Raw genomic sequence first — 11,295 nt, 5'->3', positions numbered from 1 at the left:
TTTTTTTATTTTAACTTGTGAACTATGAAGATCATGCTCGTATTAATAAGCCTGGTATTTAATACCAAGCCCATTAAACACTTCACTTATTTCGGCAGGGACCGGGAGAAGATCCATGACTCTGCATTTTATAACAATCCCAATATAGCGGGTGCGCAGATCAGGTATGCATGGCGGCAACTGGAATCTGAAAAGGACGTTTATAACTTTAGCGAGATAGAAGAAGATCTCAGATTTCTGACATCCAAAGGTAAAAAGCTCTTTATTCAGATCCAGGATGCCACATTCATGAAAGAAAATCATGCTGTTCCCAAATACCTGATGACTGATACCATTTATCATGGAGGTGAAGCAAGGCAATGTGGCGAAACCAGCTGTCATGGTTATGTTGCAAGAAGATGGGATCCTGCGGTAGCAGCGCGCTTCTATAAACTTTTACATAAGCTAGGTGAACAGTTCGATGGCAGAATTGAAGGCATCAACCTCCCTGAAACTTCTATTGATGTTTCCGAAGAACAGTTGCCCGGAGATTTCAGTGAGGCAGCGTATATGGAAGCGATAAAAAAGTATATGAAAGTGACGCGTGACTGTTTTAAGAAATCCGTTCCTATATTATATGCCAACTTTATGTTTGGCGGACAAAAAGGGATTAAAGAACTCTATGACTACGCAGAGAAGATCCATATGGGAATGGGTGGCCCGGATATCAAGGTGAATAAACCGTTTCAGATGGCTAACAGTTACCCGCTGATCAGGGCCCTATCAGGTAAAGTAACTACCGGCGTGGCTGTTCAGGATGGGAATTATGCTGAGCTCAATGTGAAAACAAAAAAGAAAGTAACCGTGCCTGAGATCCTGGATTTTGCGCAGAATTATCTGAAGCTGGATTATATCTTCTGGTGTACGGAAGAACCATATTATACTAAAGAGGTTCTACCCCTGCTGGCCTCACTCAATAAATAGAAAACAAGTTATCCATTTAAAGCGGGTTTAGTTCTCCTGATAAGGATGATATAATTATTACCGACCTGGTATTGATCGGGAAATTGATCTGATTAGTTATATCCCCAACCCTCGCGATGATAAGATCAGCGCCTGTTTAATATTTGTTCCACGGCCATCTGGTCTTGCAGGTTTGTTCCGGAAGATTTCAGTTTATCGCTCATCACACCTGACGCCACAACATACCGGAAATTATAGAATGGCATGAGGGTGGTCTCCAATCCGTCAGGAACCAGTTTTCCAGTGGTATTGGCCGTCCAGTAATAATGAATGGTGAGCGTTCCCTGGCGGTACTCATATGCGAAATTATGCACCACGTCCGAGGGTGATGCGGCCTGGAACGACAGCGGCAGCGGCATCCAGTTGTGTACACCTTTCGGGATCATATATACCAGCACCAATCCGTTATCGATAACTTCTTTTGTGATCTCAGGTGCTTCTATGGTGATGTATTTGCTGAAATGCAGTTTTACCTGGTTATTGCCATAGTCAAGAGCGTAGTGGCCCGGGTATTTCCAGGTAGATGCCATCGTGGTAAATTTCTTTGCCGTGATATTGGCATTTCCATCTTTCCCTGCCGGGCCGGCGGGGCCTTCTTTCTTACAGGCGCACAAGGCAAACAGGAGTACCGATGCAAACAATACAAACGTATTTTTCATAATTATAAAGATTTAGGGGACATTTTCTGAATGCAAGCTAGGACTGTGAAACGGCTGTTAAGGGAGAGAATTAACAGATGAGAGGTTTGGGTTTATGAAACATGCGTATGATTGATCAGCATACCAAAAGGGCCAGCCTTTCCGGCCAGCCCTTTTAGTGCAATGTTAATTTTATTTATTACTGTTTACCAATTGTCTGTACGGAATGGAGAGGCTGGCAAACCTTCATTATTGAAAAGCTCACCTGAGAACCAGTCTTTAAAAGCATACCGCACTGCTACCGGAACTTTCACCTGGTCTGAATGCAGGCGGATACCGGTTGACGTTATTTTGGCCCCGGCAGCATAAAAGACTTTATCCTCACCTGCTACTTCAAATAATGTAAGTGGTTTCGCTCCGGCATAAAGGCCATTTTCAGCATGTTCAAAAGTAAGATCAACAGTGTCCTTATTGATTTTTATCGCCTTGTAAACCGGCCCCTGGTATGGAAGCTGGCTGATCCCATAATCCCGTGCCAGTGCGCAGTAAGCCAGGCGCTTGCTAACCGTCATTTTATCCGGTGGATGGATCGAAAATTCTCTACCTGCATCCGCTGTTACCGCCATAGCAGCGTTAGGGATCAGCTTCAACGCCTGCAATTGCGCTTCCCTGAGATAAGCTGATATGTTATCTCCATCATATTTAAACGGAGCGATCTGTGCATAATAGAACGGCCAATCTCCGCAATTCCAGCGTTTACGCCAGTCGGTTACCATGGCCTGCATCATCTGCGCATACTCCCGGGAATTTTTCCGGTTAGCTTCTCCCTGGTACCATAAAACTCCTTTGATACTAAAACCAACAATAGGGTTGATCATTGCATTATAGAGCACAGCAGGGCTATTCTGGTTTAGTTTTACTGCAGCACCGGAAGCGGGGATCTTAACTGAAGGAAAGGCCTGCAAACCGGGAGCGCTCATCCATGCCTCAATGCGGGTTCCGCCCCATGCAGTAAGAATAATACCCACAGGCACGTTAAGACGCTGCTGAATGATCTTTGCAAACATATAACCCACAGCACTCATTTCGCTCACGCTTTCTACATCCGCTTCCTCCCAGTTACGTACCTTTGCATCAAACTGAACCTGGTCAGAAAACTGGCGTGTAACCTGGAACAGGCGGATATGAGGATTCTTCGCATTTACCAAAAGATCGTTTGAACCCTCTACAGGCTGGTTGCGATATCCTTTAACGGGCATGGCCATATTGGACTGACCAGAGCAAACCCAAACCTCCCCGATAAGTATGTTCTTCAATACCAGTTTTTCACCATCGTCGAAGGTGATATTGAAGGGGCCACCGGCTGCGGGAGTACTTACTGAAACACGCCAAAGACTGTCTTTCCCAACAAGGGCAGTATACATTTTTCCATTCCAGCCGGTTGTGATCTTCACCTTCGCTGCAGGGCGCGCCTTTCCCCAAAGCGCGGCATTCGTTTTTTGCTGTAGCACCATGTTGTGGCTGATGACAGCCGGAAGAATTACCTTAGCGCTGACCACCGTATTCATCATCAACACAAGAGCAATACATGCTTTTATCCGTTTCATATGACTTATTGATTATTTCATTTTTTGTAGCTGTATCATTTTTGCGGCCAGGCGTTTGCCCAATTCCGTAGCCGAAGCAGCATCGAAATGGGTTTTATCTCCTTTGTGAACCAGTCCTTCGGAACTGGCGAGCGCTGTGTTCTTTACTTTTCCCGGCAATTGTTTTAGCTGGTCATTCACTAAATGATAGTTATCCCGGTAACGTCCCAGTTCGCCTGCAACAAAAGGTAAGCTGGTATCTCCTGCCACCTGGCGCAGGCGCCCGATGAGAGATCCCAGTTTTTCGAGATAACCGGCAGATCTTTCAGGCGTGCTATTGGCCTCTCCCTGGTGCCAGATAATACCTTTGATCACACCGTTTTTCATTCCTGTGCGTAACCTGGCCACAGCATCGTCATACGGATACACCTCCGTTACACGATCCTTCGCCCCGGGCTCCCAGGATTCTATCGCCGTACCACCAACTGCACAGGGGATCAGCCCGATCCGTACGGAAGGATCAGCCTTCGCCATTTCCAGGCCAAATGCAAGGCCCGGACCCACTCCTGCCCTCGCGGGTTTATCAAAATGCAGGGGATGCGATGCTGTTACCCATTTACCCTCTTTATCCAGCATCAGTACATTGGGTTGTGAACTGTTTTGGTATTCAGCGGTGATAACTCCCCTGCCTGCCATATTGGACTGTCCAACCAGCAGGTAAAGGTGAAAATCAGGATCCGGTTTTGAAACAGAAGATAAAAATAGTATTACTGCAAAAAGTGTATTCATTGATTCAAATTAATAATTATCAAGGTTCAGGTTGGCCATCGAGCAACCATGTCAGATTAAATTTCTGAAATTCGATAGACCAATGGCTATTTGTGGAAGAAGGCGTTTCTTTTTGCTCCACTAACGCTCCTACGGCAAAGTCAGCTGTTTTAGTCATGCTGGAGTATCCTCCTTTTCCCAGGGCAGCCGCCTCTTCCTGCGTAATGGTATTGTGCAGCCTCCGGCTGGCGTACCAGGTCTGTCCTTCATTATAGCTTACACGGGCAACCATGTTATAGCGGGTACTTTCACTGGCTGAATTCAGGAAAATAATACGGGAGCGGTCTCCGGCATATCGTATTATCGAACCTTCACATCGCGGATCAGGCAATGCAGAAGCTGGCGTAAATGCTGAAAAGCCTCCTTCAATGGTCCCGGTGGAGATATGGCGTCTCTTAGCTTCCTGCCAGGGTGTTCCGCCCGGTCTGTCGTTACGCATAAGCGTGCCGTCTGCCCGTTCAACAATTGTACCCTCATCCGTTCCTGCAGGAATAATCTGGTAGTGCCATGTTTGCCCATGATCATCGCTATAAATATTACGCCTTCTGGCGGGAATGATCAAACGGCCGGGATGGGGGCCGCCTGCAGTTTGTATGCCAACACCTGGCCCCATGGCATCCCAGGTCATCGTGGGAGGTAACAGTGCACTGGTTTTATCAACAGGTGTTGCCCAGGTGGCGCCATTATCATCACTCCATGTTAAATATACGCGTCTTTGCCCCCAGGTGTCAATCGGGTCTGTATCACCGCTGCCATTTTCGCTGTGATCAGCATCGTTCCAGGACATAAAGAGCCATACCCGGCCTGTATCCCAGTCAACAACCGCCGTAGGGTTCCCCCATGTACCGAGGGTTGCTCCTGCAATAGTTTTAAGCGCGGACCATGTTGCACCATGGTTCGAAGATGTTTTACAGACAACATTGATATTTCCGTAATCGTTATCTCCATCTGCTCTCCCTTCACAAATAGCGATGAGCGTACCGTTGGTTGTACGTACAATAGAAGGAATGCGATAAGCATGAAAGCCTCCGGTTCCTCCGTCAAACAGCTTAATACTTGTGTGTACGGCAGTTGCCATCGCCATAACATCAGGCTTAAGGCTTTGAAGGTTTTCATTGATACGTTCCTTCGTATCTGCTCCTTTCCGGCATGCAGAGAAACTTATAATTACAATGAGAGCCAGCAGATCCAGTTTTTTTCTCATAATATAGTTATTTAACGGTTAAGGAATAGTCACCTCTATTTCGCGGACAATCCGTGCCTCACCTTCATGACTTGCATTGGTAGCAACAAAAACTGCCTTGTAAGTTCCAGGGGTGTTATAGTTAAAAGAATAACTGCTTAGCAGCGGATTGATGACACTCTTTATGGCAATAGGCCTGTCCGGCCCCATATCCGTTTCAGTGATCCGGAATGCTTTGCTTATTGCCCAGGACTCCGTATACACCTCTTTGTTCAAGTGGTTCCCATTGAACCGGATGGCACCGGAGCTTTCAATAACTGCCCCTCTGCCGGCATCGATGATCGTTCCATCGTTGACGAGCTTCCAGTCCGCTGTGGTAAGTGTAGCAAGCGAAGTAACTCCCAGGTCCGTTTCTGTTTGCAGTGAAAAAGCGCGGATGCGCCAGGTAGAATTAGCCCCGTTTGCCGCCTGTGGTTTACAGATGTAGCGGTAAGCATAATAAAGGGGTTTCCCATCCGCAACCAGGTCTTTGATATCTTTCGTTCCTGAAGGCAGGGATGCGGATGCATCTCTTGTATTAAGTACAAAGCGGCTGGTGATATCCGTCCATGTAGCGGCATGAATGTTTGCAATGTCGTAAGTGCCGTTAAAGTCCGAAGAAACCATTACAGACAGCTGGTTGTCCTGCGTTCCGTTATTCAGCGTGGTAGAAAATGACGAAAGCAATGCCTTTACATCAAGAATGCGCCCATCCCGGTGGGCATAATCGCTGCCCATAAGGCCGGGATAAAAAGAAATAATGGCTGCCTCACCGGAAAAGCTGAAAGTTACCTGGTTAACCGTGTTACCTGAAGAATCCACGATAGAGGTGACCTTGTAGCCGGTTATGTTGAAAGCCGGCTGGCTGATACCTTCTTTATCACAGGATGCAAAGATCACAAGGCACAAAGCAGCTATGATATACCTGATTTTCATATTGATAAGTATTAGTGAGTGATTTACCATCCCGGATTCTGAACGAGCGCGCGGTTAAGCGACATCTCATTAGTTGGAACGGGGAACAGATAATTTTTCTCTGAAACGTTAAGCCCTGCCCTTGATTCAAATTTGTAGGCCGATGCGGCAATCTGGTTGATCTCCGTACCTGCTGCACGCATCTCTTCAATGAACTCCTGCCAGCGGATGAGATCTCCTTTTCTCAGGCCTTCAAAGCATAATTCCCTGCTGCGTTCATCGTGCAGGAAGGCGCGGAAGTTGTTCTGCGAGCTGTAATCGCCCGGCGTTACATCTGCATCGCCGGGAGTGGTGATCACTGCAACTGCACTCGCTCCGGTTCCGCCTCCGCCTGTTATCGTAACAGTTGGAGCAGTGGTATAGAAAGCACCGCGGTTCGTTATAGTGATCGCAGTTATCCTGCCACCGGAAACCGTTGCACGTGCAGTTGCACCGCTGCCACCGCCGCCTGTTATCGTAATAACCGGAAGATTTGTGGAGGAATAACCGCTGCCGCCATTTGCAACAGTTATCGTGCTCAGGTTTTCTCCATGAATATTTTTACCAAATGCTCTCCGCCTTACAAGATTCACCGCATTGATCGCTTCTGCTGAGGGTACTGCATTCAGCTCGTTATCCGCTTCTGCAAACATCAGCAGAACATCTGCATAACGCATGACCGGGTAATTGATCGGTGTAAAACTGGTACTCTTTGGCAGGAGTACTTCATACATCCGCCGGTATTTGCCACAGCTTCGCTGCCAGGTATTGCTCTCCGGCCAGTATTCCCTCACAGCATTGTTCGTACCACCGTAGATATAGGGTGCAATATTCCAGTCCCGGCGCTCATCGAGCGGCTGATATCTGTTGTAGAAACGCGGCGTTGCATTAATACGTCCAAGGCTGTAGCCTGTATCCACGTTTGTACAACGGATGCCGTTCCGGGAACCAAGGCGGCCGCTTTCCGTATAGGCATCTGAACGGTTTCCCCAGAATTCAACTTCGAACAGGCTTTCCTTTATGTCGTACTTGTCTGCAGCAAGATTGATAAATACCTGGTCATAGGAGTTATTCAGGGCATGGCCAGCCTCCCCATCATCCATCACCTTTTTGGCCCAATCGCGTGCATCGGTATATTTCGCCTTATCATTCAGGGGATAACCTGCCATATAAAGGCATACCCGCGCAAGCATTCCACGTACGGCAGACTTATTTGCCCGCCCGCCGAAACCCAGCGTTTTGATGGGCTGTACAAGTGTTTCTGCTTCTTTGAGGTCCGCAAGGACCTGTTTGTAAACATCCGCAAGCGGAGTACGCGGCCGTTGCGTATCATCAGGGGAAGTGGTTGTGTTGAGGATCAGTGGCACATCCCCCCACATCTGCGCCAATAAAAAATAATAATAACCGCGAAGGAAAAGTGCTTCGCCTTTGATCACTTTCCTTTTAGCCTCATCCATCACCGGCCGGTCTATATTTTCAAGAAGCAGATTGGCACGCCCAATACCATTGTAGAGCGTTTCCCATGTACTGGCTACAATCGGATCCGAACTGGAAAAATTGTATACCTGTACACCCGCTGTAACACCAGCGTGACCGTATACTCCTTCATCCGTGATATCGAAGTGGTAGAACACATTGTCACCATAAAGATCAGAACTGCCCAGCACATCGTATATGCCGGTGAGCGCATACGTAAGTTCCTTCTCTGTGTTATAGTATGTTTCAGGGGCCAGAAAATCGCTGGGTTTAGTTTCAAGGAACTTTTTACAGGAACCCTGAGTTACCAGGACTAATGCCAGAAGATATATGTATTTAGCTTTCATATTGCTATATTATTAGTAACTAAAAACCAGCCCTGATGCCGAAAACCAGCGTCCGGGCCCGTGGATAAGCAGAATAATCAAATCCCGGCGTCAGTGCGGAGTTCCGTACAGAAACCTCCGGGTCCATACCGGAATACTTCGTCCAGGTATATATGTTCTGCGCTGAAATGGTGGCCGATAAACTTTTCACGAAGGTTGGCGCCAGCAGTTTGGCAGGGATAGTATATGCAAGCGCAATGGTCTTGAGCCGCAGATAGGATCCGTCCTCCAGGTAGTAGTCCGTATAATAACCTGCCGGGCCTGCTCCCCCGGTGCGGAACATTTTGCTATCCTGGTTATCCGGCGTCCACCGGTTGTTGTAAGAAGCATATTGATTCAAATTGGCCTTGTTGTTAACGTTGCCTTCGAACATCATCCGGTTGGCATTGTAGATCTGGTTCCCGTACGACCATTGAAAGAATATATTCAGGTCAAAGCCCTTGTAGCTGAAGTTATTGTTGAAACCTCCCGAATGTTCAGGCAGCACACGTCCGATGACAACCCTGTCCTTTTCATCCACCACTCCATCGAGATTGACATCCTTATATCGGATATCACCAGGCTGGATACGGTATCTCGCCATTCCATTCGTGGGTTCGGACAATTTGAGTGTATATGCACCGCTGGCCGATTGATCGAAATCATCTACCTGGTATAGACCATCAGAAAGATACCCGAAGAACATTGCTGCCGGTCCGTTGAGGGAAGCCATATAAAGGGGTACTGTATTAAAGCTGTTTTCCCATCCTATTGTGCTAAGTAAATTATCCTGGTTTTCAGCAAGCCCCATCACCTTATTCCGGTTGAAGCTGATATTGATATCACTGTTCCAGGAAAATGAATTAGACCTGACGTTAATTGTAGTTAGTGTTAATTCAAGACCTTCGTTGCGTACCTCTCCTATATTTTTGAAAACGTTGGAAAAACCAGTGGTTGTTGGGAGGCTGGCATTCAGCAACAGATCGGAAGTAGTTTTGCGATATACGTCTGCGTTTAACATTATCCTGTTATCCAGAAATCCCAGGTCCAGGCCCACATCGATCTGGGTAGTATTTTCCCATTTTAGTCTGGAGTTGCCTAAAGACGACTGGATAACGCCGGTGGAAGGGCTTCCGTTATTGAATGAATACGAAGCTCCTATTGGGCTGGTCAGCGCCGGCAAGGTGGCGAAATCGCTTACCCGGTTATTTCCTGTCACGCCATAACTGGTTCTAAACTTCGCCTCAGAGATAAATTTCAATGACTTCATAAAGCGTTCCTCCTTCACTCTCCAGGCAAAAGCTGCAGATGGGAAATAGGCCCAGCGGTTTTCGGGAGAAAACTTTGATGAACCGTCTGCCCGGAAACTCGCTGTAACCAGGTACCGGGAACGGTAGCTGTAGTTCACCCGGCTGAGGAACGAACTGAGCTTGCTTTCTGATGCTGATGAAGATGTTGATCCCGGAATTCCCTGCTCAAGGCCGGCAACACCAAGCGATTCATTAGGTACATTCTGCGACAGGAAACCATAGCCTTCAGCATTTGCACCCTGCAAGGTAAAACCTCCCAGAATTTCCACGCGATTGTTCCGGTTGATCTTTTTAGTCCACGTCAGCGTGTTTTCATTTAGCCAGCTGCTTCTTTCAGCATAACTAACGCTGCCGAACTGACCGCGCGTGTTATTAGGGAATAGCGGCGTACCACGGGAAGTTTGAGAATTATAGAAGCTTGTGTTTTTCCGGATAAGGTTCTCTACACCTCCGGTTATCCGCAGTTTCAATTCCGGCGTGATATCATATGTGAGATAAGCATTGGCGATAAGATTATTTGACACCGATTTCCTGATCTCGTTCTCCACCGATTTGATCGGGTTGACCCGGTAATCCATCGTTTGATCAATATCCTCGTCAATCAGATCTTCACCAAGGTCATCAGTTTCCGGGTTCAGGCTCTTTCCGGACACAGGGCGGGATCCCCAAACGGAATATAGCAGGTACGCACTTGCGCCGTTTCCGGCATTTGCCCCGGAGGCAATCTGCCCGTAACTGCCAAACCGGCTATAATTTACATTGATACCTACGTTCACCTTTTTGCTCACTGCCTGGTCCAAAACAAAGCGGCCCTGGTAACGGTTCAGGCCGGAATTTATCATTATCCCTTCCTGGTCTGAGACGGAACCTGAAACAGCATATTTTGTTTTGTCGTTACCGCCGCGGAGTGCAACATTGTAAACCTGCATAGATGCCTGCCGGAACAAGCGGTCCTGCCAGTTGATGCCGGAAGTGCGTTTATAGTCCTCAAGCGTTAAGCCGTTTGTGAGATACGTATCGGTGGTGGTTTGATCGTCCCGCTCGAACTGATAACGTACAAAATCAAAGGGGGTCATCATAGCCATCTGTTTGGTCACATCCTGGAAACCAAAAGTTGCAGTTGCTGTAACGGATGCCAGGCCGGTTTTACCACGTTTCGTTTCAATCACCACAACACCATTCGCGCCTCTCGCACCGTAGATCGCAGTAGCAGAGGCATCCTTCAGTATATTGATTGTTTTGATATCTTCCGGATTGAGGGACATATTCTGCGGATCTTCCATCGGGAAACCATCTATCACATAAAGCGGTGAATTGCTTTGCGACAAAGAGTTTGCACCGCGGACAACGATGTTGATACCTTCCGCTCCGGGCTGCCCGTCATTAGACGATACCTGCACACCTGCCACCCTTCCTGCAAGCGCCTGATCGAATGATAACACCGGCGCCTTCTGCAGATCCTCCACACGCACCTGGGCAACAGAGCCGGTCAGATCCTTTTTAGCTGCGCTTCCATAACCGAGTATCACTACTTCGTTGAGGCCGGTAACATCCGGCTCAAGTGAAACGGAGATCTTTGCGCGCCCCCTGACAGGTACATCAGTAGTACTGAAACCCAGGTAAGTAAAAACAAGGATCCCCTTTTCAGGATCAGGAACGCTGATCTTAAAATTGCCTGTAGTATCCGTGCGTGTTGCGGCTGTTCCATTTTTAAGCCTGATGTTTACACCCACCAATGCTTCGCCTTTGGTGTCTGTTACGCGCCCTGTTATAACAGCAGGCGGGCGTTGCGCCATGGCCTTCCCCAGCAGGAATAATGCGATGAGCACTACAGCCATCAATGTTCTGAAATAGCGGCGTACAGGTACACGGATGCGGACTAAACCCGCAGAAGTAGTTGGTTCATGGTACATG

Annotated in this window: 8 protein-coding genes; 1 reads left to right on the top strand and 7 read right to left on the bottom strand. The window is 47.7% G+C overall.

Going from position 1 to position 11,295, the window contains the following annotated elements; all coding sequences use genetic code 11:
- The first annotated feature begins 24 nt into the window (after positions 1-24).
- Positions 25-963 (top strand): hypothetical protein, encoded by a 939-nt coding sequence (locus AAHN97_RS06560; RefSeq protein ID WP_343306758.1) that lies wholly within the window; start codon positions 25-27, stop codon positions 961-963.
- Between the two features lie 125 nt (positions 964-1,088).
- Here AAHN97_RS06560 and AAHN97_RS06555 read toward each other — a convergent pair whose 3' ends face one another.
- The 7 genes from AAHN97_RS06555 to AAHN97_RS06525 all read right to left on the bottom strand — a co-directional run bounded on the left by AAHN97_RS06555 (position 1,089) and on the right by AAHN97_RS06525 (position 11,294).
- Positions 1,089-1,661, bottom strand: a complete 573-nt coding sequence (locus AAHN97_RS06555) for a hypothetical protein (RefSeq protein ID WP_343306757.1) — start codon at positions 1,659-1,661, stop codon at positions 1,089-1,091.
- A 185-nt stretch (positions 1,662-1,846) separates the two neighbouring features.
- Positions 1,847-3,247 (bottom strand): sialate O-acetylesterase, encoded by a 1,401-nt coding sequence (locus tag AAHN97_RS06550; RefSeq protein ID WP_343306756.1) that lies wholly within the window; start codon positions 3,245-3,247, stop codon positions 1,847-1,849.
- A 12-nt stretch (positions 3,248-3,259) separates the two neighbouring features.
- On the bottom strand, positions 3,260-4,015 hold the full coding sequence (locus tag AAHN97_RS06545) for a sialate O-acetylesterase (protein WP_343306755.1): 756 nt from the start codon (positions 4,013-4,015) through the stop codon (positions 3,260-3,262).
- Positions 4,016-4,034: 19 nt separating this feature from the next.
- Positions 4,035-5,258, bottom strand: a complete 1,224-nt coding sequence (locus tag AAHN97_RS06540; protein WP_343306754.1) for a sialidase family protein — start codon at positions 5,256-5,258, stop codon at positions 4,035-4,037.
- 18 nt (positions 5,259-5,276) lie between these two features.
- A complete protein-coding gene (locus tag AAHN97_RS06535) occupies positions 5,277-6,212 on the bottom strand; it encodes a DUF5017 domain-containing protein (RefSeq protein ID WP_343306753.1) in 936 nt (311 codons plus the stop codon).
- Between the two features lie 23 nt (positions 6,213-6,235).
- A complete protein-coding gene (locus tag AAHN97_RS06530; protein WP_343306752.1) occupies positions 6,236-8,053 on the bottom strand; it encodes a RagB/SusD family nutrient uptake outer membrane protein in 1,818 nt (605 codons plus the stop codon).
- Positions 8,054-8,072: 19 nt separating this feature from the next.
- Positions 8,073-11,294 carry a SusC/RagA family TonB-linked outer membrane protein gene (locus AAHN97_RS06525; protein WP_343306751.1) on the bottom strand — a complete coding sequence of 1,074 codons (3,222 nt, stop codon included), beginning with the start codon at positions 11,292-11,294 and terminating at the stop codon, positions 8,073-8,075.
- Position 11,295: the final 1 nt, after the last annotated feature.

The organism is Chitinophaga niabensis (assembly GCF_039545795.1).
GTDB classification, from domain to species: domain Bacteria; phylum Bacteroidota; class Bacteroidia; order Chitinophagales; family Chitinophagaceae; genus Chitinophaga; species Chitinophaga niabensis_B.
Note: the sequence above shows the minus strand (reverse complement) of the source record. Positions and strands in the feature narration are given on the sequence as shown.

What these genes read in the sequence shown, in the direction of transcription:
- AAHN97_RS06530 (WP_343306752.1), bottom strand. Translation starts at nt 8,053, where the DNA reads ATGAAAGCTAAATACATATATCTTCTGGCATTAGTCCTGGTAACTCAG.
- AAHN97_RS06540 (WP_343306754.1), bottom strand. Translation starts at nt 5,258, where the DNA reads ATGAGAAAAAAACTGGATCTGCTGGCTCTCATTGTAATTATAAGTTTC.
- AAHN97_RS06550 (WP_343306756.1), bottom strand. Translation starts at nt 3,247, where the DNA reads ATGAAACGGATAAAAGCATGTATTGCTCTTGTGTTGATGATGAATACG.
- AAHN97_RS06555 (WP_343306757.1), bottom strand. Translation starts at nt 1,661, where the DNA reads ATGAAAAATACGTTTGTATTGTTTGCATCGGTACTCCTGTTTGCCTTG.
- AAHN97_RS06545 (WP_343306755.1), bottom strand. Translation starts at nt 4,015, where the DNA reads ATGAATACACTTTTTGCAGTAATACTATTTTTATCTTCTGTTTCAAAA.
- AAHN97_RS06535 (WP_343306753.1), bottom strand. Translation starts at nt 6,212, where the DNA reads ATGAAAATCAGGTATATCATAGCTGCTTTGTGCCTTGTGATCTTTGCA.
- AAHN97_RS06525 (WP_343306751.1), bottom strand. Translation starts at nt 11,294, where the DNA reads ATGTACCATGAACCAACTACTTCTGCGGGTTTAGTCCGCATCCGTGTA.
- AAHN97_RS06560 (WP_343306758.1), top strand. Translation starts at nt 25, where the DNA reads ATGAAGATCATGCTCGTATTAATAAGCCTGGTATTTAATACCAAGCCC.